The 24,904-nt window shown below is 57.9% G+C and carries 24 protein-coding genes and 2 pseudogenes; 14 read left to right on the top strand and 12 right to left on the bottom strand.

Annotated elements, in window-relative coordinates:
• The first annotated feature begins 4 nt into the window (after positions 1 to 4).
• The 3 genes from ribA to ACLBW8_RS20115 are packed head-to-tail and all read left to right on the top strand — an operon-like array spanning position 5 to position 1,892.
• Positions 5 to 622 (top strand): GTP cyclohydrolase II, encoded by a 618-nt coding sequence (gene ribA / locus ACLBW8_RS20125; protein WP_221295733.1) that lies wholly within the window; start codon positions 5 to 7, stop codon positions 620 to 622.
• Positions 619 to 1,038 (top strand): nuclear FMR1 interacting 1 family protein, encoded by a 420-nt coding sequence (locus ACLBW8_RS20120; protein WP_064454324.1) that lies wholly within the window; start codon positions 619 to 621, stop codon positions 1,036 to 1,038. Before ribA ends, ACLBW8_RS20120 begins: the two co-directional genes overlap by 4 nt.
• Positions 1,035 to 1,892 carry a cobalamin-binding protein gene (locus ACLBW8_RS20115; RefSeq protein WP_447806163.1) on the top strand — a complete coding sequence of 286 codons (858 nt, stop codon included), beginning with the start codon at positions 1,035 to 1,037 and terminating at the stop codon, positions 1,890 to 1,892. Before ACLBW8_RS20120 ends, ACLBW8_RS20115 begins: the two co-directional genes overlap by 4 nt.
• Here ACLBW8_RS20115 and ACLBW8_RS20110 read toward each other — a convergent pair.
• From ACLBW8_RS20110 to ACLBW8_RS20075, 8 genes are all read right to left on the bottom strand, one after another.
• Positions 1,835 to 3,730, bottom strand: a complete 1,896-nt coding sequence (locus ACLBW8_RS20110; protein ID WP_447806162.1) for a TonB-dependent receptor domain-containing protein — start codon at positions 3,728 to 3,730, stop codon at positions 1,835 to 1,837. The two genes, ACLBW8_RS20115 and ACLBW8_RS20110, sit on opposite strands and share 58 nt — an antisense overlap.
• Positions 3,731 to 3,887: 157 nt before the next feature.
• On the bottom strand, positions 3,888 to 5,786 hold the full coding sequence (gene dxs, locus ACLBW8_RS20105) for a 1-deoxy-D-xylulose-5-phosphate synthase (RefSeq protein WP_262666355.1): 1,899 nt from the start codon (positions 5,784 to 5,786) through the stop codon (positions 3,888 to 3,890).
• Positions 5,787 to 5,896: 110 nt separating this feature from the next.
• Positions 5,897 to 6,784 carry a farnesyl diphosphate synthase gene (locus tag ACLBW8_RS20100; RefSeq protein WP_447806161.1) on the bottom strand — a complete coding sequence of 296 codons (888 nt, stop codon included), beginning with the start codon at positions 6,782 to 6,784 and terminating at the stop codon, positions 5,897 to 5,899.
• Positions 6,781 to 7,023, bottom strand: a complete 243-nt coding sequence (locus ACLBW8_RS20095) for an exodeoxyribonuclease VII small subunit (RefSeq protein ID WP_003176346.1) — start codon at positions 7,021 to 7,023, stop codon at positions 6,781 to 6,783. Before ACLBW8_RS20095 ends, ACLBW8_RS20100 begins: the two co-directional genes overlap by 4 nt.
• Before the next feature lie 89 nt (positions 7,024 to 7,112).
• Positions 7,113 to 8,252 (bottom strand): Fic family protein, encoded by a 1,140-nt coding sequence (locus tag ACLBW8_RS20090; RefSeq protein ID WP_447806160.1) that lies wholly within the window; start codon positions 8,250 to 8,252, stop codon positions 7,113 to 7,115.
• 126 nt (positions 8,253 to 8,378) lie between these two features.
• Complete coding sequence (locus tag ACLBW8_RS20085) at positions 8,379 to 8,756, bottom strand: MerR family transcriptional regulator (RefSeq protein WP_447806159.1); 378 nt, start codon at positions 8,754 to 8,756, stop codon at positions 8,379 to 8,381.
• Positions 8,695 to 9,339, bottom strand: a complete 645-nt coding sequence (locus tag ACLBW8_RS20080; protein ID WP_447806158.1) for an NAD(P)H-dependent oxidoreductase — start codon at positions 9,337 to 9,339, stop codon at positions 8,695 to 8,697. The genes ACLBW8_RS20085 and ACLBW8_RS20080 overlap by 62 nt, the downstream gene beginning before the upstream one ends.
• Positions 9,340 to 9,661: 322 nt before the next feature.
• Positions 9,662 to 12,829 carry a hypothetical protein gene (locus ACLBW8_RS20075; RefSeq protein WP_447806157.1) on the bottom strand — a complete coding sequence of 1,056 codons (3,168 nt, stop codon included), beginning with the start codon at positions 12,827 to 12,829 and terminating at the stop codon, positions 9,662 to 9,664.
• A 606-nt stretch (positions 12,830 to 13,435) separates the two neighbouring features.
• On the opposite strand from ACLBW8_RS20075, the gene ACLBW8_RS20070 reads away from it, so the two are divergent.
• The 8 genes and pseudogenes from ACLBW8_RS20070 to ACLBW8_RS20035 all read left to right on the top strand — a co-directional run bounded on the left by ACLBW8_RS20070 (position 13,436) and on the right by ACLBW8_RS20035 (position 18,682).
• A complete protein-coding gene (locus tag ACLBW8_RS20070; RefSeq protein WP_128587821.1) occupies positions 13,436 to 14,017 on the top strand; it encodes a YjfI family protein in 582 nt (193 codons plus the stop codon).
• A gap of 17 nt (positions 14,018 to 14,034) precedes the next feature.
• Positions 14,035 to 14,733, top strand: coding sequence for a PspA/IM30 family protein (locus ACLBW8_RS20065; RefSeq protein WP_259763390.1), 699 nt, complete (start codon positions 14,035 to 14,037; stop codon positions 14,731 to 14,733).
• Between the two features lie 130 nt (positions 14,734 to 14,863).
• Positions 14,864 to 15,424: a rhomboid family intramembrane serine protease gene (locus tag ACLBW8_RS20060; RefSeq protein ID WP_432751144.1), complete on the top strand. Its 561-nt coding sequence runs from the start codon at positions 14,864 to 14,866 to the stop codon at positions 15,422 to 15,424.
• Positions 15,425 to 15,549: 125 nt separating this feature from the next.
• Positions 15,550 to 15,675: pseudogene (locus ACLBW8_RS20055) on the top strand (potassium channel protein); the annotation flags it as partial.
• Entirely contained in the window at positions 15,662 to 16,336 is a 675-nt protein-coding gene (locus ACLBW8_RS20050; protein ID WP_447806156.1) for a DUF2491 family protein, read from the top strand. The pseudogene ACLBW8_RS20055 and the gene ACLBW8_RS20050, both read left to right, overlap by 14 nt.
• A gap of 15 nt (positions 16,337 to 16,351) precedes the next feature.
• Positions 16,352 to 16,780, top strand: coding sequence for a DUF350 domain-containing protein (locus ACLBW8_RS20045; RefSeq protein ID WP_159960214.1), 429 nt, complete (start codon positions 16,352 to 16,354; stop codon positions 16,778 to 16,780).
• A gap of 18 nt (positions 16,781 to 16,798) precedes the next feature.
• On the top strand, positions 16,799 to 17,512 hold the full coding sequence (locus ACLBW8_RS20040; protein ID WP_064454310.1) for a DUF1190 domain-containing protein: 714 nt from the start codon (positions 16,799 to 16,801) through the stop codon (positions 17,510 to 17,512).
• A 12-nt stretch (positions 17,513 to 17,524) separates the two neighbouring features.
• On the top strand, positions 17,525 to 18,682 hold the full coding sequence (locus ACLBW8_RS20035) for a glutathionylspermidine synthase family protein (RefSeq protein ID WP_447806155.1): 1,158 nt from the start codon (positions 17,525 to 17,527) through the stop codon (positions 18,680 to 18,682).
• A 200-nt stretch (positions 18,683 to 18,882) separates the two neighbouring features.
• Here the strand turns inward: ACLBW8_RS20035 and ycaC are convergent, their stop codons facing one another.
• The 3 genes and pseudogenes from ycaC to ACLBW8_RS20020 form a co-directional block, all read right to left on the bottom strand.
• A complete protein-coding gene (ycaC, locus tag ACLBW8_RS20030) occupies positions 18,883 to 19,515 on the bottom strand; it encodes an isochorismate family cysteine hydrolase YcaC (protein ID WP_262666347.1) in 633 nt (210 codons plus the stop codon).
• A 311-nt stretch (positions 19,516 to 19,826) separates the two neighbouring features.
• A complete protein-coding gene (darG, locus tag ACLBW8_RS20025) occupies positions 19,827 to 20,915 on the bottom strand; it encodes a type II toxin-antitoxin system antitoxin DNA ADP-ribosyl glycohydrolase DarG (RefSeq protein WP_447806154.1) in 1,089 nt (362 codons plus the stop codon).
• Positions 20,912 to 20,992 (bottom strand): annotated as a pseudogene (locus ACLBW8_RS20020) (type II toxin-antitoxin system toxin DNA ADP-ribosyl transferase DarT); the annotation flags it as partial. The pseudogene ACLBW8_RS20020 and the gene darG, both read right to left, overlap by 4 nt.
• 361 nt (positions 20,993 to 21,353) lie before the next feature.
• On the opposite strand from ACLBW8_RS20020, the gene ACLBW8_RS20015 reads away from it, so the two are divergent.
• Positions 21,354 to 21,590: a DUF6124 family protein gene (locus tag ACLBW8_RS20015; RefSeq protein WP_447806153.1), complete on the top strand. Its 237-nt coding sequence runs from the start codon at positions 21,354 to 21,356 to the stop codon at positions 21,588 to 21,590.
• A 439-nt stretch (positions 21,591 to 22,029) separates the two neighbouring features.
• On the opposite strand, the gene ACLBW8_RS20010 is transcribed toward ACLBW8_RS20015, so the two are convergent.
• Entirely contained in the window at positions 22,030 to 23,307 is a 1,278-nt protein-coding gene (locus ACLBW8_RS20010; RefSeq protein ID WP_447806152.1) for a DNA cytosine methyltransferase, read from the bottom strand.
• 116 nt (positions 23,308 to 23,423) lie between these two features.
• On the opposite strand from ACLBW8_RS20010, the gene ACLBW8_RS20005 reads away from it, so the two are divergent.
• A complete protein-coding gene (locus ACLBW8_RS20005) occupies positions 23,424 to 23,660 on the top strand; it encodes a helix-turn-helix domain-containing protein (RefSeq protein ID WP_447806151.1) in 237 nt (78 codons plus the stop codon).
• Positions 23,660 to 24,667, top strand: coding sequence for a Cfr10I/Bse634I family restriction endonuclease (locus ACLBW8_RS20000; protein ID WP_447806150.1), 1,008 nt, complete (start codon positions 23,660 to 23,662; stop codon positions 24,665 to 24,667). The genes ACLBW8_RS20005 and ACLBW8_RS20000 overlap by 1 nt, the downstream gene beginning before the upstream one ends.
• Positions 24,668 to 24,904 lie beyond the last annotated feature (237 nt).

The raw sequence follows: 24,904 nt of genomic DNA, 5'->3' as shown, positions 1-24,904 counted from the left end.
CACGGTGCCCGTCGTTTTCGTCGCTGCTTCCAAGCTGCCTACCCCTTTTGCCACGTTCACCATGAATGGCTTTCTCGAAGAGGCCAACGGGCGCGAGCACGTTGTGCTCAGCCTGGGTGACATCGCCGACGGCGCGCCGGTGCTTGGCCGCGTGCACTCCGAGTGCCTGACCGGCGACGCGCTGTTCAGCCAGCGCTGTGACTGCGGATCGCAACTGGAAGCGGCCATGCGGGCCATTGCTCGTGAAGGCCGTGGCGTATTGCTGTACTTGCGTCAGGAAGGCCGTGGCATTGGCCTGATGAACAAGATCCGGGCTTACGAGCTGCAGGACGGCGGTGCCGATACTGTCGAAGCCAACGAGCGCCTGGGCTTCGCCGCCGACCAGCGTGACTACGGCATCTGCCTGCCGATGCTGGAACATTTGGGGGTGAAATCCCTGCGCCTGATGACCAACAACCCGCGCAAGGTCAAAGCCTTGACCGAGATGGGCATCACCGTGGCCGAGCGTGTGCCGCTGCACACCGGGCAAAACCCGCATAACAAACTCTACCTGGCCACCAAAGCCAGCAAGCTCGACCACATGATGGGTAACGAGCATCAAGGCGAGGTCGACCGCGCGTGACCCGTGGCCAGGTAAAACGCCGACTGTCCTTCAACTGGTGGCAGTACCTGGCCCTGGCATTGCTCCCGTTGTTCGTCATCAATCTGGTATTTGGTCAGGCCGAGTCGCTGCTTCCCGTGCTGGCCATGCCGTTCTTCATTGCCGGCGTGGCCTCGATGTTTTTGAGCCTGCGCTATTTTCATGGCTATAAACACGCGCTGATTGCCACTTCCAAAGCCCTCGACACACCCGAAGAACCGGCTGCCTGGATCACCCTTGCGGCACGTCGGCGCACGGCGTTGCTGGTGGCAGCCCTGCCAGCCTGGATCGGTGCGTTGGCGGTGTTTGTCGGCCTGGAAGCAGTGCCGCTGTGCTTGCTGGCGCTGTCGACGCTGGTGCTGTTTTACCTCTATCGCATTCCGCGTCAGCTGGGATGAGGCGTTACTGGCTGGCGGTCCTGCTGCTGGTCTTCAGTGCCCAGGCATTGGCAGTCGAACGCGTTGTCAGCCTGGCGCCGTCGCTCTCTGAAATTGTGCTTGAACTGGGCGCTGCCGACTTGCTGGTTGGCGTGCTCGACGGCGGCGAGCGGCCGGCGGCGTTGGCGAACGTGCCGTCGGTGGGGCATTACGGGCAACTGAACATGGAGCGCCTGCTCAGCCTAAAGCCCGACCTGATCCTGCTCTGGCCCGGCAGTGTCGGCCCGGCTCAGCGTGAGCAATTGCAGCGCCTGAAGATCCCGGTGTATGTCGCCGAACCCCATAGCCTTGAACAACTGACGTCTCAAATCCAAGCCATCGCTCAACAAGTGGGCCGTGAAGAGGCCGGTCGACAACTGGCTGCGCAGTTACGCCAGCGCCTGACCGAACTGCGCCAACGCTATCACCGGGCCGAACCCTTGCGGGTGTTTTACCAGGTGTGGAACCAGCCGCTGTACACCGTGGGCGGTGGGCAAATCATCAGCGATGCGCTGAGTGTGTGCGGCGCGCGTAATGTATTCGATGACCTGAAGCTGCCCGCGCCGCAGGTCAGTATTGAGTCTGTGTTGCAGCGTAATCCCGAGGTAATTGTGGCCGGGGATCAGCCGCAACTGGACGCCTGGAAAGCCTGGCCGCAGATTGCCGCCGTGGGGCAGGGGCGATTGCTGTTGGTGCCGGACAAAGGCCTGGAGCGACCCAGCGGGCAAATGTTGGAGGCGGTGGCCAGGCTCTGCCAGGTGATCGCAGCCAGTGCCGATCAGATGTCCGGCGCCCAGCTCACCCCGACCATAAACGCCCGACCTTCTTCCCGATAGCCATACTGTTGGCCTTGATACTGATACAGCTCCCGGTTGTAGCCTTTGTCCAGCAAGTTATCGACCTTCATGCTCAGCGTGATTTCACGGTTCACGGCCCAACTGGCGCGTAGCCCGAGCACCCCATAACCACCCAACCGATGCTGGTTCTTCGGATCGTCGTAGCTGCTGCTTACCGCTTGCCAGCTGGCGCCGACGCCGAACTGATCGAATTGGCGATCCACGTCCAGGCTCACGGTGCGCCTGGCGCGACGCGCCAGTGTGCGGCCGGAATCGCGGTCGCGCGGGTCTATCATTGCCAGCCCAAGGCTACCTTGCCAGCCGAACAACTCTTGCTTGAGCGCGGCTTCAACGCCATTGATGCGTGCCGAACTGACGTTTTGCGGGCCGCCACTGGCGAACACAATCGCATCTTGGATATCCGTGCGGTATAGCGAGGCTTCCAGACGGCTGGTGTCGCTGAGCTGGCTACGCCACTGCACTTCGTAGCTTTTGGAGGTTTCGGGTTTCAAATTCGGGTTGCTGTTTTTAAAGCCAAACTCGTCCGGGTAGTACAGGTCATTGAACGTCGGAGCCCGGAAGCCCTCGCTGTAACTCAGTAACAGATCGTTATCCGGGTTTACCGGCAGGGTTAAGGTGCCGCTCCAACTGTTGTGACCGCCGAACTGTTGGTTCTGGTCGCGACGCAGGCCCAGTTCCGTGGAGAAGTACTGGGTTTGAAAGCGGTGCTGGATAAACGCAGCACGGTTCCAGCGGCTGTCTTCGGCCAGCGCGGTGCTGCTGTTGACCCGGTCTTCGTACCAGTCGGCGCCCAGGATCAGACTGTTCTGTTCATTGAGGGTTAAGTCGTTCTGCCAGTTCAGCGAGTCGCGGTAGGTATTGAACACACTGCGTTCGTCGCTAAGTTTATCCTGGGTCTCTTCACGATTTTCGCTGTGGCCCAGTTCTACGCGAGACTTCCAAATGTCGTTGATACGCGCATCGACGTAGCTGCTGACGCTACTTACGGTGAAGTGGGTGTACGGCTGCTGTTGGAAAGCTTGATAGGTGACCGAGTCAAAGCGACCGTAAGGGTTATCGAATTCGCTCTTGCCATGGTTGTCCAGCACGTTTATGCCGGCGTCGAGATCATCGGTGAAGGCATGGCTCAGGCTGAAACTGACGGCTTGGTTGCGGTAGGCGTCATCGTCGCCATCGCTGGGGTAGGAGGTCCGTGTGCGATTGAACCCGGCGGTGTCTTCCAAGCTGGCGCTGAGGTCGAATCGGGTTTGTGGGTCGCCCCCGGACAATCCCACGCTGCGCTCCCACGTCTGGTTGCTGCCAAAGCCCACATGCATGCGCGGTTGCAGGCCGGGCTCGGTGTAACGCCGAGTGAAGATCTGGATCACTCCACCAATGGCATCGCTGCCGTAGATCACCGAACGTGAACCTCGTAACACTTCTACTCGCTCGATTTGATCGATGTTGAGGTATTGCAAGTTGCTGGTGCCGGTGGTGGAACTGCTGATGCGCTGGCCATCTACCAGAACCAGGCTTTGGGCGGTGGACGTGCCGCGAATATAAATATTGGTCGCGCTGCCACGGCCACCGCTTTGTGCCACCTGCACGCCGGGTACGCGGTTCAGCAAGTCGCTTAGGGTGGTGGGTTGCAGGCGGTCGATGTCATCGCGGGTGAACACGGTGTTGGCGGCGCTGCTGTCGTTGCGTGCCTGGACCTGGCGGTTGGCGCTGATCACTACGTTGGGGAGTTTCAGGGCGTCGTCGCGCTCAAAGGGGTCGGCGAGCAGGTCAGTGGCCGGGAGCAGCAGCAAGGGCAGGGCAAAGCGAAGGCGGGTCATGGGCTGTCCCTAGCGTTTGAAAATGGCATAAAACCAATGTGGGAGCGGGCTTGCTCGCGAAGGCGGTGGCACATTCAACATCTCGGTTGACTGATACTCCGCATTCGCGAGCAAGCCCGCTCCCACATGTTGACCCGGTTTCTACCGGGAGGTCGGTTTACAGGCCGAGCAGTGCCATGCGCTCGCGCACCGACGCTTCAATCCCGGCTTCGTCCAGCCCGCATTCGGCGAGCATCTGCGCCGGCTTGGCATGTTCGACATACACGTCCGGCAAGCCCAGGTGCAGCACCGACTTGAGGATATTCTCCCGCGCCAGGAACTCACTGACCGCTGCACCGGCGCCGCCCATGATGGCGTTTTCTTCGACCGTCACCAGCAGCTCATGGCCCGCGGCGATTTCGCGGACGAGGGCTTCATCCAGCGGTTTGACGAAGCGCATGTCGACCACGGTGGCGTCGATCTTCTCGGCGACTTTGAGGGCTTCGGCCAGTTGCACGCCAAACACCAGGAACGCGGCTTTGCTGCCCTGGCGGCGAACAATGCCTTTACCGATTTCAATCGGCTCAAGGTCTTTTTCGATCATGGCATTCGGGCCATTGCCGCGTGGGTAACGCACGGCGGCCGGGCCGTTGTACAGGTGGCCGGTGCTGAGCATCTTGCGTAGTTCGTTCTCGTCGCTCGGCGTCATCACCAGCATGCCGGGAATGCAGCGCAAGTAGGACAAGTCAAAACTGCCGGCGTGGGTGGGGCCGTCTTCGCCGACTAAACCTGCACGGTCGATGGCGAACAGCACGTCGAGGTTCTGCACCGCCACGTCATGAACCAGCTGGTCATACCCGCGTTGCAGGAACGTGGAGTAGATCGCCACGACCGGTTTCGCGCCTTCACAGGCCATACCGGCCGCGAAAGTAACGGCGTGCTGCTCGGCAATTGCCACGTCGAAATAGCGCAGCGGGAAACGCTCGCTGAACGCCACCAGGTCGGAGCCTTCTTTCATCGCCGGGGTAATGCCCACCAGGCGCGGGTCGGCGGCGGCCATGTCGCACAGCCATTCGCCAAACACACCGGAATACTTCGGCCCGCTGGCCTTTTTCGGCGCGGCGGCGGGAGCGTCCAGAGGTTCGAGCTTGGTGATGGCGTGGTAACCAATCGGGTCGACTTCCGCCGGGGCGAAGCCTTTGCCTTTTTTGGTGACGATGTGCAGGAACTGCGGGCCCTTGAGGTCACGCATGTTGCGCAGCGTGGCGATCAGGGTCGGCAGGTCATGACCGTCGATCGGGCCAATGTAGTTCCAGCCCAACTCTTCGAACAGGGTGCCAGGCACCAGCATGCCCTTGGCATATTCTTCGGTACGCCGGGCAATTTCCCACGCGCCGGGCAGGCGCGAGAGCACCTTCTTGCTGCCTTCGCGCATGCTGGCGTAGGTGCGGCTGGAGAGGATCTTTGCCAGATAGTTGGACAGGCCACCGACGTTGCGCGAGATCGACATGTCGTTGTCGTTAAGGATCACCAGCATGTTGGCGTTCACTTCCGGCGCATGGTTCAGCGCTTCGAAGGCCATGCCGGCGGTCAGCGCGCCATCACCAATCACGGCAATTGCCTTGCGGTCGCTGCCTTGCAGGCGGGCGGCAATCGCCATGCCCAGCGCTGCACTGATGGAGGTGCTGGAGTGGCCGACGCCAAAGGTGTCGTACTCGCTTTCGGCGCGGCGCGGGAAGGCGGCCAGGCCGTCCTTCTGGCGCAGGGTGCCCATGCGCTCGCGACGGCCAGTGAGGATTTTATGCGGATACGCCTGATGGCCCACGTCCCACACCAGCCGGTCGTCCGGGGTGTCGAACACGTAATGCAAGGCGATGGTCAGCTCGATAACGCCCAGCCCTGCACCGAAATGCCCACCGGTCTGACCGACCGTGTAGAGCAATTCCAGGCGCAACTCATCGGCCAGGGTTTCCAGCTCGGCTTCACCCAGTCGACGCAGGCCGTCCGGCGTGGCAGCACGGTCGAGCAGGGGCGTGGACGGGCGCTTGCGGGGAATCTCTTGGAACGTCGTGGGCATCAGGCGAATCGTTATAGGTATAGAAGAGGCGGCAGTTTACCTCAAGCCGCGCAAACTGCCCACGCAGAGCGCCGAACTTGGCTGATATGCGGCGCTAATAGCCCGCGTTATCAGTGGCGGCGTTCGACGATATACCGCGCCAGGTCGCGCAACGGCTCGGCCGCCGCGTCGAAAGGTCGCAGGGCATCCAGGGCCTGGTCACGCAGTTCCAGGGCATACGCCTTGGCTGCTTCGAGGCCGAGCAGGGCCGGATACGTCGGTTTATCGCGTGCGGCATCCGCACCCTGGCGCTTGCCGAGGGTCGCGGTGTCACTTTCGACGTCGAGAATGTCGTCCTGCACCTGGAATGCCAGGCCGATAGCCCGCGAATAGGTCTGCAGGGCGGCCAGTTGCGCAGCGTCTGCACGGCCACTGGCCAATGCGCCGAGGTGCACGGCAGCTTCGATCAGCGCGCCGGTCTTGTGGCGGTGCATGTGTTCAAGGGCTTTCTGGTCCAGCTTGAGGCTGACCGAACCCATGTCGATCGCTTGCCCGCCGACCATGCCGGCCGGGCCTGCGGCCACCGCAAGTGCCGTGACCATGCGCAGGCTGATCTCGGCTTTCACGCTATTCAGGTGCGGGTCCAGCAATGCGCTGAACGCCAGGCTCTGCAAGCCGTCACCGGCGAGGATCGCATAGGCTTCGTCAAAGGCTTTGTGGGTGGTCGGCTGGCCGCGACGCAAATCATCGTCGTCCATCGCCGGCAAATCGTCATGCACCAGGGAGTAGGCGTGAATCAGCTCGACCGCACACGCCGCGCCATTGGCCTGCTCGGCAGGCGCGCCCAGGGCTTCACACGCGGCATACGCCAGCAACGGGCGCACGCGCTTGCCGCCATTCATCACGCTGTAGCGCATGGCAGCATAAAGGCGGTTCATTTCCGGGCTGGGCGCAACAAACATGGGCTCGAGCGCCGCATTCACCCGGGCTTGGCTACTGGCCTGATACGCGTCGATCATTCCGGCTGTTCCGCATCGAAAGGTTCTTCGGCCAACTCCCCGTCACGTTCCAGCAGCACCTGGACCTTCTGCTCCGCCTGCGCCAAGGCGCTCTGGCAGTCGCGCGTCAGGCCGATACCTTGCTCAAACGCCGTCAGCGAGTCCTCCAGCGACAACTCGCCGTTCTCCAGACGCTCGACCAGGGTTTGCAGGTCGGCGAGGGATTGTTCGAAATCGAGTGCAACTTTTTTGCGGGCCATGGCGGCTATTCCGGTAGACGGTAAACCGGCGCGACACTAGCAGACATGGGGATTCTGGGCAAATGAGCGGACAAATGAGTGGGGGCGCTTCAGTCTTCTCGGCCATTGATTTGATAACGCGTACTACGGCCTCCGCCGGGCAAGCGGACCAGGCAGTTTTTTTCCAGCAGATCAGCCAGATGGCGGGTTGCAGTAGCCTTGGACACCTTCGCCACGGCCTGGTACTGCGCGGCGCTGATGCCGTGTTCGAAGCCCTTTTCACCGCCGTCGAGCAGGCGGTTGAGTACCTTGATCTGTTCGGTGGACAACGAGAGGTCGCGGTGCTGCTGCCAGAACCGGGTCTTGCCCAGGACGCGTTCTATTCGCGCCATCGCCTGCTGCAGGCTGCGCAACAGGGTTTTCAAAAACCACGCCAGCCAATCAGTGATATCCAGTGTGGCCTTCTGGCTGGACTCCAGCGCGCTGTAGTAACCGGCGCGGTCCTCGAGGATGCTGGCTGACATGGCATAAAAACGGATGGCCTGATGGTCGCCCTGGGCCAATGCCAAATCAGTGATTGCGCGGGTCAGGCGACCATTGCCGTCATCGAACGGATGCAGCGTGACAAACCAGAAGTGCGCGACGCCAGCGCGGATCAGCGGGTCCAGCTCTGGCTGGTTGCGGCTGGTTTCGAACCATTCGAGAAAATCACCCAGCCCTTGCTCCAGGCCTCGGCGCGGTGGCGCCTCGAAATGGACCGTTGGCCGATCAAGTCGCCCCGACACCACCTGCATGGGCTCATCTCCCCTCAGTGCGCCGACATTGAGCGCGCGTGGGGCAAAGCCAGCTTCCGGGGTGGGGAAGACCCAGTGATGCCAATTCAATAAGCGCGTAAGAGTGAACGGCTGCGCGAATTGCTCGGTGGCGTCCATCATCAGTTCGGCGAGGCCTTCACTGCGTCGACTCACTTGGCCATCCTGCATCGCCTCCAGGCCCAAGCGTCGCGCCAGAGAGGAACGCACGGAGCCGACATTCAGCTGCTCGCCCTCGATTGCCGAGGAGGTCAGAATATTTTGCAGCAACGCATCCAGCTCATTCTGCGCACTGACTGTCTGGCTGACGGAGCCAAGCATGCCCAGCAGCTTGCCTTGGGCTTGCCCGCACTCGCGCAGCAAGACCGCCAGCTGTCCGGGCTGCCAATGAAAGTGGGGCCAATCGGTGTGTTGCCAGATCCAGTACGGATGATCCATGGGGCATGCCTGGGTGCGTGAGCCGAATAAAAACGTTATTCGGCTCATTTTGTGAGCCGATTGTGCATCCTATTCGGCTCATCGTCCACCAGACACCGAGCCAGAAGGCGTCGTCGTCCGGGAAAGTCAGTCACTGTCAGCGGTTAAATAACACTGCCCCTGCGCGTCCTTAAGCTGTGCTTCAAATGCGGTCAACCCCGCCTGCATCTGCTGCAACCCGGCAATCTGCGCGGCCAGTTCGTTCTTCTTGCTGGTGATGGCCTGGTCTGCGCGCTCCCAAGGCAACGCATCAGCCTCGTGCCCGTGCAAAATTCCCTGCAACTCCTTGAGCTTGAAACCCAACTGCTGGGCGCACTTGATCAACGCTAACAGCTCGACACTTTGCGCTGAATAGACCCGATAACGTCCTTCCCGCTGCGGTGCTGGCAACAGGCCAATCGCCTCATAGTGACGAATCGCCTTGATGGTCGTGCCCGACAGTTGCGCGGCTTTGCCGATGTACATGAAAACTCCCTTTTCCCATTAATCCGCCAGCCTGTGTCAGCCACTTTGCCCGTTGCGCTGGCGTAGATCCCAGCACCGGCCCGAACAGCAACGTCTTGATCGGCTGGATGCCGCAAAACGCCAGGGTCGCGCTGCGCAGCTGATGAATGCCCGGCATGCGGTAGAACCAGCGGTAATACCACGGCGGCGTGTCCAGGGTCACCAACAAGTGCGCGGTTCGGCCGAGCAGCAGCTTGTCAGGAAACAACTTGCCTTCGCGGTATTTAAAGGCAAAGCCGGGTAGGAAAATACGGTCGATAAACCCCTTCAACAACGCCGGAATACCGCCCCACCAAATCGGGAAAACGAAAGCCAGATGGGTGGCCCAGAGGATGTCGGACTGGGCGCTGATCAAATCGGGCTCCAACGCCTGGATCTGCGTGTAGCCGTGGTGAAGAACGGGGTCGAAAGTGAGATCGCCCAGGGATAGGACGCGTACTGGGTGGCCAGCGACTTTTGCGCTGTGGATGTAGGCTTCGGCCAAGGCTGAGCAGAGGCTCGTGGTGGAAGGGTGGCCGAGGATGACCAGGATGCGTTGGTGCATGGGGTGAGGTCCTGAACGTCGAGGTGTTCAGGGTAGGGTGTGCCGTATAGGGGAGAGTCAAGGGCCGGGCTAGTGCTGCGGAGTAATTGTGCAGCAGGCTGCTGCACAAACACCCACCGGTTTGCCTCAATGCCGGTCAGTTAAGCGAACGCAATACTCAAAGCAGCAAAGATCAAATGTGGGAGCGGGCTTGCTCGCGAAGACGTCGGCCCAGCAAACATTGAGGTTGACTGAACCACCGCTTTCGCGAGCAAGCCCGCTCCCACGGGGATCTGCGTTTAACCGAAGAGCAGGGGCTTGCTTGAAAAATGCCTACGCAACATCAGGCCGTGTTCTTGCTCCCCGTGTCCATGTCCGTGCTGCTCCAAGGCCGCCAGTCATCGGTGTGCCGCTCACTGCCATGTGGCCCGCTGGAACTGGTCCCGCCCGCCAGGAATTTTTCCCACAGGTTCTTGCTGTCGGGGTCGCTGTCTTTGTGCAGATAGGGCGCCAGCCGCGCCAGCGAGCTGCCTTTTTTGTCTTGGGTTTCCTTGAAGTGTTTCCACTCGTCCGACTGGTACTCGAACATCGATTTGTCGTCCGGCGTGTCCCGGCCGCCATACATATAGGTGGCATAACGCGCGTATTCGAGCTTGTCGCCCCAGTCGTCCTTGGTCACGCCGGCGGCGGCGAGGTCTTTGAAGAACTTGCCTTGGGAATCGGTGAGCTTTTGCATTTTGGCATGCTCGACCGCCTCCGCGATCAGGGTGCCTGCCACCCCGAAGATCACACCGGCCACGGCGAAAATCGGGCCCGCCACACGGGCACCGATGGCGAGCCCGCGTATAACCGTGGCGGCAACATCACCGGCCAGTTTGCCTGCCAGGTGCGCGCCTTTGGGGGCGAACATCGCGATGGTATTGGCGATCGCCATGCCGGTGCCGGACGCACCACCGCCCAGCGTGAAGGCCGCGTCGGTTTTTTCCAGTGCGGTCTTGGCAGTTTTCAGTTTGCGCGCGCCGGAAACGATGTCCATCACGCCACCTGTCAAATCCAGGCCGGCGCCGCCCATAAAGCGCAGGAACGAGCGCCCGGAGGCGATTGCAATGTCGGATTTTGAAGCCGGCGTGCCTTTGCCGGGAATGTCCTTGACGCCCATGTGTTCGCCAAGGGATTTGGCGGCGTTGTCGTACTCCTTGACCTCATCGGCCGACAGGTTGCCCACGTCGAGCTTCTTGAGGGTTTCGGACGATTCTTTAACGCGGGTGCTGATAGATGCAGCCAGTGCGTCAGATTTTTCTGTGGTTTTCTTGCCCCAGATATCCGGCAGGTTCTCATCGATCAGGCCGAGCCATTCGGTGGCTTTGATTTTTGGCGGGCCTTTACCGTCTTTGTCCACCGCAGGGTCATAGGTTTTAGTGCCACCCAGGGTTTCCACAATGTTCGAACCGAACTTGAGGAAGTCGTTGGTAAAGCTCAAGCCGGCGACCAGGTCTTTCGCGGCGGCGATTTTCTGGTCGTCGGTCATGTTGCCGCCGCCATTGGCGAGCTGCAGGGCGCCGCTGACCAGGTTCATGGTGCCCGCCATGGCACTGAGCCCGCCCGTGGAACTGGCGGTGTGCAGCACCGTCTTCAAGGAACCGGCGGCCGCCTCGCGATTGGCGCCCAGGCCCTTCAATTGGGTGTCGACCACCTTGTCGATGGCTTTCGGGTCGCCGCTGGCGGCAGCGAGACGAATCGCCGCTGCGATCTGTTTGTTTTCCGCCGGGGTCAGCCCTTTGATATGGCCGTCGAGGATGTCGATCTCATCCTTCATCTTTTTGTACATGTCGTACGCTTTGTCGCCCTTGTCCAGCCCACCCAGGGCGGCGTTGATGCCGCCCTTGATCATGGTGAACGAGGCCTTCAGCCCACTTTCGGCATTTTCCGGCGACACCTTGTCGGGGTTTTCCATGTAGGTGTTGAGCTGGTGCGTCATCATGTTCTGGTCAAACGTCTGACGGCGCGCGGTGTAGCTGTCCGGTTCGAGAATACGCAGCGACTCGAAATAGCGGTCCACGTCCAACTCCGCCGTTTCCGATTTTTTCGGATCGCCCGAGTCATTCATGGCGATTACATATTCTTCGAAGTTCAAGTTGGCATCACGGGTGCCATCTTTGAACAGGGCCGGGAACACTTGTTCGCGCACTTCATTCAAGCGATCTTCCGACAAACTACCAACACTTTTCTTTAGTTCTGCGTCGTAACGATCCTTAATCCCTTCCTTGCCCATCAACGTGGAAATTTCTTTGGCAAGTTTGTCCTCGTCGACCATCTCCTTCACGTCTTTGCCGTTCAACTTGGTCGGGGTCTTATCCGTTTCCCGGTAAGTGCCGCTGCCCAGGTTGATGCTCTCGGCATAGCCGTACAGGTCGTAGCCACTGTCCAGTGCAGCCTGGGCGTCCATCAGCTTGACGATCTTGGCTTCATCCGAGTCTTCGCTTAGCTTGCCGCTCTTGATGTCATCGCGGATGCGCTGCACAAAGTTCTCGGCCGTCTGGCCGCCCACGGTCTTGTCGTTGGGCAACTCCATGTCCATCAACCCTTCGGCGCCGAAAGTCGGGATGTTGTACTTGTCGCGCAGGGCCTGCACGTCCTGCGGCTCATCGGGCGGCGCGGCCTTGTCGCTATGCGTCGCGTCTTTGACGTGCATCAGGTCGCCCTTGAGGCTTGAGTAGCCGTACTTGCCGAAATCCTGCAAGCGGCCGGCTTCGGTGCCGTGGCGGGCCTCTTTGTCTTTGGTGAAGCCATCAATGCTGTCGTTGTCTTTATTCCTGGCGTCGATGCCGGTCAGCAACTTGCCGTTTTCATCGAGGCTGACCACATGCTCCAACACCTGGGTGGCGCGGTACGCGGCGTCGGCATCGTTCTCGAAATCCCCCACCTGTTTCTTGAGGTTTTCCTTCACATCGCTCTGGTTACCCAGGTTTTTCAACAGCGGCGTGGCGTCGATAATCTCCTTGGCCGAGCGCGTGTCACCCTCAGGGCGCTTCTGCTGGTCGCCCAAGTCCGACTTCACCACCTCGCCGCGTAGGCTCGAATAGCCATACTTGCCGAAATCCTGCAGGCGGCCTGCCTCGGTGCCGTGCCGAGCCTCGCCGTCCTTGGTGAACCCGTCGATGCTGGTGTTGCCGACATTCTTGCCATCGGTCAGCTTGCCGTCTTCATCAATGTATTCGACATGCTCCAGCACCTTGGAGGCGCGATAGGCCGCGTCCGCATCTTTCTCAAAATCGCCGACCTGCTTTTTAAGGTTGTCCTTGACCCCACTTTGGTTGCCGAGCTGGGCGAGCAGCGGCGTGTCATCAATGATTTGCTGGGCCGAGCGGGTATCACCTTCGGGGCGTTTCTGGCCTTTGCCCAACTCATCCTTCGGTGCAGAAGCTTTTTTGACGGATTTTTCCCAGGCAGCGACGGAGCTTTTAGGGGTGACCGCGGCGTCCTTTGGGGTCGTTTCTACCTTCGCTACCATGGTTCTTCTCCTGATGTAATTATTGCGCCGGCGTCTTTTAAGACGCGCAGGGGCGCCCAACTTCCTGGATAACTACCCGAGGCTGTTTATTGAATAACAAGAGGGCGGACTTAGTGGGTCGGCCGCTGTGCGCAAGTGCTGCGAATGACAACGTCACGCAACTTAGCATGACGAATTGGCCCACTTGCCCGGCCTTCACAACAATTCACAACGCCAAGGCTAATTTGGAACACTCAGAGAGTAGGGGCCGGCACCTGCAAAAAAGCTCGTCGTTCAAGGCAGGCTTATCCTAGAGCGCGGCAAGCGAAGTGTTGATGCGCTGTCAGTGCCGAATAACCGTTCATCAGATTGCGATGCAGTCGTGCCACCCTTGGGCAAGGAGTGCGTTTGGATCGAGCGGAAACGCCGGGAAAAAATCTCACGCGTGAGCTATTGAGCAAGCCGAGATTTACCTGTAGATTTTCTCACGCGTGAGTTTTTCACAACGAGGTCAGTACCATGAAAAGCAGCTCTCCATCGAGCCCGCCAGCAGGGCCCGATACCGATTCAGCAAGCCGCAAGGGAGAGCGCTTGAAGTCGCCCGCGAAAAAGCCGTCGAGCTTTTACATGAAGCAGATGCGTGCGGGCCTGGCAGCCGCCGGTTATGTGAAACACGAGACTTGGGTGCTTCCCGAAAACCGAAGCCTGCTCAAGCAGATGGAGAAACAGCTTCGCCAGCCGATTCTGGCTGGCTCATTCATGTCGGAGAATTTCATGAGCGCAGGTACTAACTGGAATATCGATCGCCTCTTCACGGCGCTTCAGGCCTTGGACGAAGTGGTTTCCAACGACATTACGCTTTCTCTGGTTCAAGGCTCCGAGTCCAGCATCAAGCTGGAAATGAACGACTTCGGGGGCTTGCCGATTTACATCGCGGTAGTGGGCGAGCAGATCATCGTGGACACCGTGCTGGTCGACGTCGAGTCCATCAACGACGTCACCGCATTCAATGACGCGGTGCTGCGCAGCCGGGAAATGTTCCCGTTGTCTTCGATCGGTATCGAGTCCATGCCTAACGGGCAAGTTGTTTACAACATGTTCGGCGCACTGAGTTCCGACTCCAGCCTGACCAACATCGTGACCGAGGTGAAAACCCTGGTTGATAACGTGCAGCGCGCCAGCGAAGCCTTCGAACGTTTCTTCAATTAATTATTCGGGAGTATCCAATGACTCAGTCCATCTGGAGCAAATTGTTCACCGCGCTGCGTGGCGGTGCCAGCGAAGTCGGCGAATCGATCGTTGACCAACAAGCCCTGCGCATCCTCGACCAGGAAATTCGCGACGCCGACACGGCGCTGGCCAACGCCAAGCGTGAGCTGGTCAGCATCATGGCCAAGCACAAACTGGCGGCTGATCGCGTGGGCGAGTACGACGCCAAGATCAAGGACCTGGAGTCCAAGGCGATGGCGGCTATCCAGGCCAATCGCGAAGACCTGGCCATGGAAGTCGCCGAAGCCATTTCGAGCCTGACCAACGAACGTGACGTCGAGCAAAAGCAGACCACCGAGTTCGGCGGGTATGCAGAGAGCATGCGCAAAGACATCACCAAAGCCGAAAGCCGGATCAAAAGCCTGCGCCAGCAAGTGGACATGGCCAAGGCGCGCGAAAGCGTACAAAAGGCCCAGGTCAGTGCGTCCATCGCCAGTGGCGGCGCCAACGGCAAGCTGGAAACCGCCGTCGGTACGCTGAACCGCTTGCAAGCCAAGCAGCAGCAACGCGCCGCTGAACTGCAAGCCCAGGATGAGCTGGCTGAGGCATCCACGGGCACCGACCTGGAGCGCAAGCTGCGCGAAGCCGGCATCACGCCGGACACAGGCAGCGCCAATGCGATTCTGGAACGCCTGAAGCAAAAGTCGGCTGAGTAAATAACGCCGCAGCAGGAAGGGCAGGTCAGTTAAGTGGACGAAATGCTCAAAGCACCGCGGCTCCCACAAGGGGCTTGCACTTAACTGACCGGCATTAAGGTCTGCCCTTCTTTTTTATCTCGAGGTCAGGATGGATACCCTGAAGGGTTTCAAGACAATCGCAGGCCTGGCCGTCTTTATGGTCGCGCTGCAACTGCTCAATGTAGCCACCGGTTACAGCCTCATGGCATTCGGCCTGGTCCCGAGAACGGTGCAGGGGCTGTTCGGCATCCTCGCCTCACCTTTTTTACACGCGTCCTTCGCGCACCTGAGCGCCAACCTGATTGCCTTTTTGGTACTGGGCACCCTGGTCATTGTCGAAGGGCTCAACCGGTTCATCGCCGTCAGCGCGATCATTATTCTGCTGGGCGGCTCGCTGGTCTGGCTGTTCGGTTTTAACGGCGTACACGTCGGTGCCAGCGGCTGGGTATTCGGGCTATGGGCCTACCTGCTGTCTCGCGCCTGGTTCCACCGGAGCTGGAGCAACCTGATCACCGCCGCTGTCGTGGCGCTGCTGTATGGCGGGCTGATCCTTGGCTTTCTGCCGCGCCAGGGGATTTCCTTCGAAGGCCATCTGTTTGGTGCACTCGCCGGGTTTATTGCGGCCAAGGTACTTCTCTCTGCGCCGCGCAGCAGGTTTAATGCCGGGTGAACGCACTTGAGCATCCAGACGCCGGGGCGCTGACGTCATCAGGAATCAAGTACCCAGGGAATCGGGACGACATGTCGATTTTTCTTTTGTTGCGCCTTTACGCCGCCTCCCTCTTTCACCGCTTCGGCTATCGCGCCGACGCGGCTCGGCACCCCTCAATCAACCCGCCTGGCGCCACGCGCGTTGAAGGCGGCGAACGCTTCTACATCGCCTCCACCCGCCTCAAGGAAATCTCCAATGGGATGGTTTAAACAGTTGATGGGGCTTGAGGCCCCGCAAGCGAATACAGAATCGAAATGGACCGCAGGCCAAACCCTGCCGGTTACGGGCCCGTTGGGCCTGGCGCCGGGCAAAGGCGTGATGTTCGACACGAGCCTGAAACTGCTGCTCGATGAGAAAACCACGGTGGTGATCCCCGGCTCCCAGGAGATCTGGGCCAACGGCACCGTTGATCTCGGGCAATCGACCTGGCTGTCGCGCTACTACATGAACGACGAAGATTACTGGCTGCAGGTGCACACCACCGGCGAGATCGCCGGGCAGGTCGAGTCGGTGATCCTGTTCAACTACCTGAGCGTCGTCACCCTCAGCAGTGAAGCGGAACTGCGCCGGCTGGCCGGGCCACAAAGCCTGATCGGGCTGCCGACCTACACCCACGACGGCGTTGAATACGCCCGTGTGTGGGGCAGCGAGGCTGGCCAGACAGAACTGGTGGCGATGACCGAACAGGTGATCAACCCCGAGACCGCCTACACCGTCGAGCACCGTTCGATGCTGTACGCCCGCGACACAGGCCTGACCGATCGTCGAGAGTTTTTGCTGTTTTCCGTCGAAGAAGACGCAGAAGGCACCATCAGCCTGAGCACCTCGCTGGGCATTTCGCTGTACACAACCGACCTGACTGCGCTCTAAAAAAGGAAGAAGTCCATGCTAGAAGCTCTCTCCATCTCCCTGAACAAAGCGGCCGTGTTCGGGTTTGTCACGTACATCCTGGGGGCTGCCGTCATTTTCGCGCTGTTCCAGTTCATCTACACCCGCGTCACACCGCACAAGGAGTTCGAACTGATCCGTGCGGGCAACGTGTCGGCGGCGGTCGCCCTGGGCGGTGCCATCATCGGTTTCGCCATTCCGGCCAGCAACGTGATTGCCTACTCGATCAGCATCCTCGACTTCGTCGTCTGGGCGGTGATCGCTGCCGTCGTCCAACTGTTGGCCTTTCTGCTGACCAGCCTGGTGCTCAAAGGCACGTCCGAGCGCATCAAGAACGGCGAACTCGCGGCCGGTATCTACGTGGCCGCCGTGGCCATCAGCGTCGGCATGTTGAATGCCGCGTGCATGACGCCTACCCAGAACTGATCGCGCACGGAGCTCCCGATGAAACGAAGCAAGTACGTCCAGCTGTCGCTGGCAGCGTCGGTCGCCATGGCGATATCCGGCTGTGGGCCGACGGAAAAAACCTACGATTTGCAGAAGAAGTACAACTTCCAGTCTGTTCAGCAATGCGCCGATGAAAAGCTGCCGGTCGACGTGTGCTCGGACGCCTACATGACGGCCATGGCCGAGCATCGCCGCATTGCCCCGGTGTACGACAGCCAGGCCGACTGCGATGCCGACTTTGTCGCCAACTGGTGCCAGCAGGATTCCACCGGCAAGTTCATCCCCAAGCTGGGCGGTTTCGAACTGACCGCCGCCGGCCAGGTGACCCAATCCCAGGTCGATGCGGCCAATGCGCAAGCCGGCGGATCCCAAGCGAACAGTGGCGGCTCAGGCTTCTCCACCAGCAGCCTGCTGACCGGCCTGCTGATCGGCAACATGCTCAGCAACAATCGCAACAGCTACCGCTCCGAGCCGGTGTATCGCTATCGCGATGATCGCGGCAATTACGGCAACTCGACGCTTAACCAGCGGGTCTCGAATGGGGCGACATTCGGCCGGTCCAACCAGGCCCGGTACGGCAGCAGCAATTACACCAACACGCTGCGCTCCTCCAGCAAGCCGGTGTCCGTGGCGTCCTCTACCTCCCGTGGCGGCTTCGGCAGCAAAGCCAGCGCCCGCAGCGGCTGGGGCGGCGGCGGGTCGAGCAGCTAAGGAAACCGGGCCATGAAAAAAATCCAATGCGCAGAACGTCATGACTGGAAACAGACTGCCGACAGCCTCGGCTTTCTGTTCCACACCATTGACGGCGAACCCTACTGGGACGAGCGCGCGTACTACCAATTCACGCTCCAGCAAATCGAGCGCGACCTCGAAGACCCGACCACCGAGATCCATGACATGTGCATGGACCTCGTGGCCCGCGTGGTTCAAAGCGAAGAGCTGCTGGAACGCCTGAGCATTCCCGCGCCGTTCTTCGACATGATTCGAACCTCATGGCTCGAAGGCCACCCGCACTTGTACGGGCGCATGGACTTCTCCTACAACGGCAGCGGGCCCGCCAAGCTGCTCGAACTCAACTACGACACGCCAACCAGCCTCTATGAGGCCGCGGCGTTTCAATGGGGCTGGCTGGAACAATGCATCGAACGTGGCCTGCTGCCCAAGCATGCCGACCAGTTCAACAGCATCGACACCAAACTGCACCAGGCCTTCGCCCAATTGCAGGTCAACCAGCCGTTCTACTTCGCCTCCATGAAAGACTCGGTCGAAGACAAAGGCACCACCGACTACCTGCGCCTCGTCGCGGAAAAGGTCGGCATCGAATCACGCCACATCGACATCGAAGACATCGGCCTGACCAGCGACGGCCGTTTCGTCGACCTCGAAGATCGCTGGATTCCGCGCCTGTTCAAACTGCACGCCTGGGAATTCATCTTCCACGAGCCCTTCGGCGCCGCGATTGCCCAGTGCGATACGCAGTTTTTCGAGCCCGCCTGGAAATCCATCCTCTCCAACAAAGGCATCCTGCCGCTGTTGTGGGAATTCAACCAAGGCCACCCCAACCTGCTCGCATCCCACCTGGATACCGACCCAGGCAAAGCCGTGCCAAAAGGCTGGGTGCGCAAACCGTTCTTCTCCCGCGAAGGCGCCAACATCGAACTGCAAACCGCCGACGGCCTGATCGTAAAAGAAGACGGCCCCTACACGGATGCGCCGTTTATCCTCCAGGAGTTTGCGCCGCTGCCGCGATTTGGCGACAGCTACACGCTGATCGGGTCGTGGGTGATTGGCGATCAGGCCGCCGGCATTGGCGTGCGGGAAGACAATAGCTTGATCACCAAGGACTCAAGCCGGTTTTTGCCGCACCTGATCCTCGACTGAGTAAGGGCAAACAGCGCGTCTGTGGTCAGTGGGCTTGCCCCAATACTCAAAGCAGCGAAGATCAAATGTGGGAGCGGCGGTGCGACGATTCGACTTGCTCGCGAAGACGGTGTGTCAGTCACCTAATATATGACTGATTCACCGCCATCGCGGGCAAGCCCACTCCCACAGTTTTTTGCCGGCCACACAGCCCCTCAACCTCAGCCCTGACGCGCCGTCACCGCCGCATACCCATTCATCAAATTCCGATAGTTAGGAATCCGCTGAGACAACAAATTCCCCAACCCTTCCATGTCATTGCGCCAGTCACCCTGCAACTCACACGCCACCGAAAACCAATTCATCAACTGCGCCCCCGCCTGCGTCATCCGGCTCCACGCCGCCTGCTGCACCGTGGTATTAAACGTGCCCGACGCATCCGTCACCACAAACACCTCAAACCCCTCCGCCAGCGCCGACAACGTCGGGAACGCCACGCACACATCCGTCACCACACCCGCAATGATGATCTGCTTACGCCCAGTCGCCTTGACCGCCTTAACGAAATCCTCGTTATCCCACGCATTGATCTGACCAGGACGAGCGATATACGGCGCCTCCGGAAACATCTCCTTCAACTCCGGCACCAACGGGCCATTAGGGCCCTGCTCGAAACTGGTGGTGAGGATCGTCGGCAAGTTGAAGAACTTGGCCAAGTCCGCCAGGGCCAGCACGTTGTTCTTGAACTCGTTGGGGGAGAAGTCCTGCACCAGCGAGATCAGACCGGTTTGGTGGTCGACCAGCAGAACTACGGCGTCGTCTTTGTTCAAGCGGCTGAGAGTTGGAATGCTCATGGTTGAAATCCTTTTTTGTTTAGGTTGGTTTGGCGTTGCGTTCAACATGGGCACAGATTAATGGGTGGGGTGTGGGGGGATAAATCGGGTGGGAGGAGTCTTACTGTCAACTCAGACGGGACAGTTGCGGCGAATGTAGAGTCGAGTCCGCTTCACACTAAAAGGCGGGGAGGATGAGTATGTGGGCGGACTTTTTAGCAGGAATCAAGAAGCTGATTCGAGCAAACCAGCGGGTAGGATTTTCTAACTAGAGAATCTGAAAATGCATCTTTGCGCAGGCTGTTTCCAGCCTGCACAAAAAACTCCCATATCTAACAGGTAGCCAGCTGAGGTCTGAAAGTACTGGAGGTAAGCCGCTTCAGCGCAATATCAAGCGCTTGATCGTCAAACAGCTTGTTTTTGCGAGTAGCTGCACCGGAGCCGCCATCCCACTGTTTTAATGCTTCACGCACAGCGGTAACCGTCGGGGGAACGTCTTCCTGGCTAAGCAACCAGTCGACTGTCGCTAACAGCTCCATGCCAAAGGGCGACTCAAAGCCATCGATCAATTCGGCGGTAAGCTCAAGGGCTTGTGAGTACTCCTTGGCCTCCGTCTTCAAATAGGTTTGGAGGAAGGCTTTTCGGTCTTGATCAAACCAGATCACATCGCTGATACCTGCATCGCTGATGCGCTTGTCGCAATGCAGATAGCTGCCATCCAGGTTATCGAGCAGATGCTCCAACCGATTGGCATATGGCCCGTATTTATGAGCAACAAACTTTAGATCCAGTGGGTTTTTTGCATCCGGCAGCTTCTCAATGGCGCGCTCTAAGAACCAAGCCAGCTTCTGAATCTCAAGCAGGCTGCATTCCATACCTAAAACCCAGTAGCGTCGAACCAGTTCCGCAATGAGTGCGCGGGCGGGGGTGAGCTTCTCCACACCACTGCGGTTGGCGACATTCAGATACTGATTGGAGGGTTCAAATACAAGCACATCGACATCCAGATCACTTAAGACATCAACAATTTGCTCGCGAACTTCCGGCCATTTCAGTCCACCATTACCCGCGCCCAGCGGTGGAACCGCCACAGACTTCACATGGTTTTCGATCAGAAAACGACGTAGGTCGTGTAGACCCTCTGTTATCCAAGCCATTTGCGATGGCGATCGCCAGTGACGTTTGGTCGGGAAGTTAACAATCCATTGAGGACCGTCCAGTTCGTTGACCGCAGTGACATGAACCTTACCGGTCTCTACCTCGCCAGCCTTGCAGGCTGCTGCATACAGGCGATAGTTTTCCGCAAAACGCTCTTTGAACATCAGCGCGATACCCTTGCCCATCACGCCCACGGTATTCACCGTGTTGACGAGAGCTTCGGTATTGGCTTCCAAAAGGTTGCCTTGGGTGAATCTGATCATTGGAAATACCATCCCGGACGCGCATGCACAGACAACGTCAGGCCTCTGGCGGCAACGTCCTGCTGTATGCGTTCTTTCATTACTTAGGTGTAGCGAATAATGCTTGTGCGAATTCGTTGTGCCAGCAGGGCCGGTCCCTTTCATTTGGAGGACGTTTCCTAGAGAATTCCAGGCGCTTGCGCCAGTTAAATCCCGCGACTAGGCTGCGTTCCGTCACTGCATTTTCAGTGATCGGGTTTAGTCGCCCGGACTTCGCTAGGCGCACGCGCCATCCCAAAGCCAGGTGTCTTCTCACCTGCACTTTATGGTGGCTGTGCGCAGGGCACCTTCGGGTGCGCCGGTGCCTAGCGGCCGGTCGACTAACCTGCGTACAGCCGCCACCTCTGCTCGTTTAGTCGCGAAAGGACGGTGGTAATCACTTACCGCTAGAGGTTTTCTATGGATAACGTTGTTTCGGATTTGCCGTCATCGGCTGCGACTAAGCCATTTACTGTTAATGAAGAGCTGAGCTTTGAAGATGCCTGGGTGCGTGTGGCTGAGTTGCTGCAATGTGCGGTGGCAACGTCGCAGGCGCTTGGTGAACCGCTGGGAGCGCCGCATCGGGCGGTAATGCATTTGGTGGAGATGGCGAAGATGGTGGCAGATCGGGCTGTGGATTGTTTGCAGCCCAAATGATGCGGCTTGAGAGACGGGCCGGGCTGTAGGTAGTCTGCCTTTGCTTATCCAATTGTCCAACAGGTGCTGGACAATTGGTTCGTAGTTTTTAAGGGCATTAAAAGCCGGCTTGTGGGCGGCGTTATTAGTGAGATATGGCCTTGTTTTACTGGTCTTATAGGCTAAAAGCAATTCTGTCCCCCCATTTGTCCCCCCACATTGAGCGGGCGTGAACCAAATGCTTATTGTGCTAGGCGTGGGGTGCTGGGGAGGGGCGACGAACGTCGTGCAGTCGGGCTCTCCTCCACTTTGCTATTTAAGGAAAGACACTCGAAAGTATCTAAAACGAGCTTTTTCGTGACGAGGCTCGTTTTAGATCGAGATTTCAAGCCGGATTGTCAATGTAGCGCTGTATGCTTTCAACCGCTAAAGGCTGCAAACGAAAAATCGTCTGTTTTCTTTAGGCCGGAATCAATAGCTCAGATTGAACCGTTGGTGATTGTAAAGCACTTGAAGCTAACTGTTCTCCATCAAGAACAGAAAGGATGCGATGTGATAGCTTCCCCAAAGCATACCCAAGCAACGGAGGGACGGCATTGCCAATCTGCTTTAGCTGTTGCCACTCACTACCAACAAAAACAAAACCATCATGAAAAGATTGCAGTCGGGCGGCTTCTCGTACAGTAATCCACCTATTTGCGTGTGGATGTATCCACTCACTCATGTCTCGGTGCATTTGGGCCAAGATGGTGTGCGATGGTTGGTCTGGATGCAGTCTCCTCCATTTCTCTGGGCGTTTACCGTCCCAGATTTCTTTAGGAAGGCTGTTCGCTTTCATGCCCGGTTTAAGTAGAGAAATAAGATTGGCTCTTCGGGCTTGAATTTCTTTGGTGTGGTGGTTATGCAGTGCAGCAGCTGTTTTACCTAGCCCTCTTTTTTTCTTGAGCGCTTTGGAGTATCGCAAACCATCGTAATCAAGTCTCATGTCTTTCATGAATTGCGATGGCTTGGTTGTCTTCGGATACTCTAGAACTTCGCCGCTATGGACAATTTCATCTGGTAGGTCGCCAATCGCTTCACTAACGGTAACGACTTTATCTACGCGATATCCGTCTAGTGCAGTTTCGCAAAATGAATAAAGATCGAAAGGGAATTGGTCTTCGTCGCGAGTGCCAACAAATATTACCCGTTGTCTTGTTTGAGGTACTCCAAAGTCGTCAGCGGAAAGCCGAAGCATTACTGCGTTACTGTAACCAAGACTTGAAAACTCCTCCAGAATTAGCTTTTTGAAGTGGCCTTTGTTCATGAGGGCAAGGTTAGGAACGTTTTCCATAAAGAAAACCCGTGGTCGTAACGTATCAACAATCCGGGTGTATTGTTTATAGAGTTCGTTTCGCTCGTCATCTAGCTTTCTTTGGCCTATCTGACTAAAGCCTTGGCATGGAGGTCCTCCGAAAACGAGGTCAACCTTGCTTAGCCGGTAATCTTGGATGTGCGATGAGTCATCAGTTAGAAAACCGTGAACATCGCCCTCGAAAAGTGGTGTGCTCGGAAAATTATGTCGATAGGTCTCGCACGCAAATTTATCGAGCTCTACTGCAACCTGTATTTTCGTGCCGGCGCTTTCTATACCCTCACAAAAACCGCCGCATCCTGAGAACAAGGATACCGCTGTGGGCGCTGGGTTTGGCGCTGCCACCGTATGTGGTGCCGGCGTAAGGGGGTGACTTTTAGGCATCTGCTCTACCGCGTAAATCAATCAATGGCCCACAGTAGCTGGATCAAACGCATCTGTACACCCTGTGTGACTCATAGTCCGTGGTCTCTTAGTCGACATAGCAGTAGCTTTCCGCCATGAATCTAGCGGACTACTTCGGTCTAGCCATCCGTCGGCACAGAGAGCTTTTGCGCCTCAGCCAGGAAGAGCTAGCCAGCAGAGCAAATATTGATCGCACCTACATAAGCGGAGTGGAGCGCGGCGCGCGCAATCCGACTCTCCATGTCATGCAGAAGATCGCAACGGCTCTTGGTAGCGATCTAGATGTCCTTTTTGCTACCGCACGCGAAATAGCACGCGCTAAGGAAAGCTGATGCCATACTCATTTGACCACGCCCAGGTTTGTCTCAACTGTCCTTTTGGAAAGTGTTTTGAAGACAGGCGCGTAAATACGGTGAAAGGGCGAAATACTAAGTTTCGGTTTCGTCAAATGGCCGCAATGAACTGTACGTTCACAGATTTCATGCCTGGCTGTGACAATGATCCAGACCCGTCCCGTTCTTTTGGTGAGTATCTGACACAATTTACGAGAAACGCGACCTTGGCAGGGGAGGCGCTCTTTGGGAGGGAGTTCGACGTTAAAACTTCTGCTATTGCAAAAGTTGAAGGTGACGTATTTGAGCTTTTGGAGGCTGGCGCGTTTTGGAATGCAGCTGCGGCCTGGAACAATTTTATGGATTCAGGCATATGGGGCTCTACAAACCTCACAAAGCCACCCCAAGCAATACCAACGCCTACTCGAAAAATTGCCGTTGTGAAACTTCCGAGAGGGTACGATGCAACCAAACTCTTTCGTCCAGAAATTCGAAGTGATATTTTGGCTCATGAGGCTGCTCTAAGCTCTCGAGGCTTAGCATTGGGGTTATCTAGCCCGGATATAGTCGGCGTTCGACTTCCATACCCGCTTCCCCCAGAGCTGTCTTGTTTTTCTGATCCTGCCGAAAGCTTGAGTGTGGTTAACTTGGCGAAGCTTGAAAATGCACATAAGCTGTTAGAGGGGAAAATTGATTCAACAGGTTTTCTATTTGCTGTTGCTGTCAAGAGAACCACAAGAAGTGATAGACTTTATCAGCCACTGTTTGAAGCAAATGTACTAAAATATTTAATTGAAGTTGTACTTAAGGGTGCTGCATTTAGATTTTATGCTCATTTGAATTCGTTTGATGGGGCTGATGTGGTTCGGCATTATAAGGCGGCGTCTTTGATTTCACTTGCAAGGGGAGGGACACCGACCAAAGCAGTTGATGTACTGTATTTGGCTATATCCCCCCGGGATTCAGCTCAATCAATTCTTAATGATTTTCCACTTTATCATCTGTAGGAATTCCATTTAATTCTGTGGTTCGCGAGGATTGCAGGCGCGAGCTGATGCCAACAGAGAGCCCACATTCTCGGTGGATGCAGCCTCGGGTCCATCTTTTCCTTCAAAATCGTGGTTTGTGGCTCACCGTAGAGTCCCCCTCTGACTGGCCTCTCATACTTGTTCGGAGGGACCTTAGGCGTTCGATTTGCCCGCTTTCTGGCTAGAAAACGTGGACAGAAGGCGCCGATTTCGCGT

The sequence above is a fragment of the Pseudomonas sp. M5A4_2d genome, from assembly GCF_053345295.1.
Note: the sequence above shows the minus strand (reverse complement) of the source record. Positions and strands in the feature narration are given on the sequence as shown.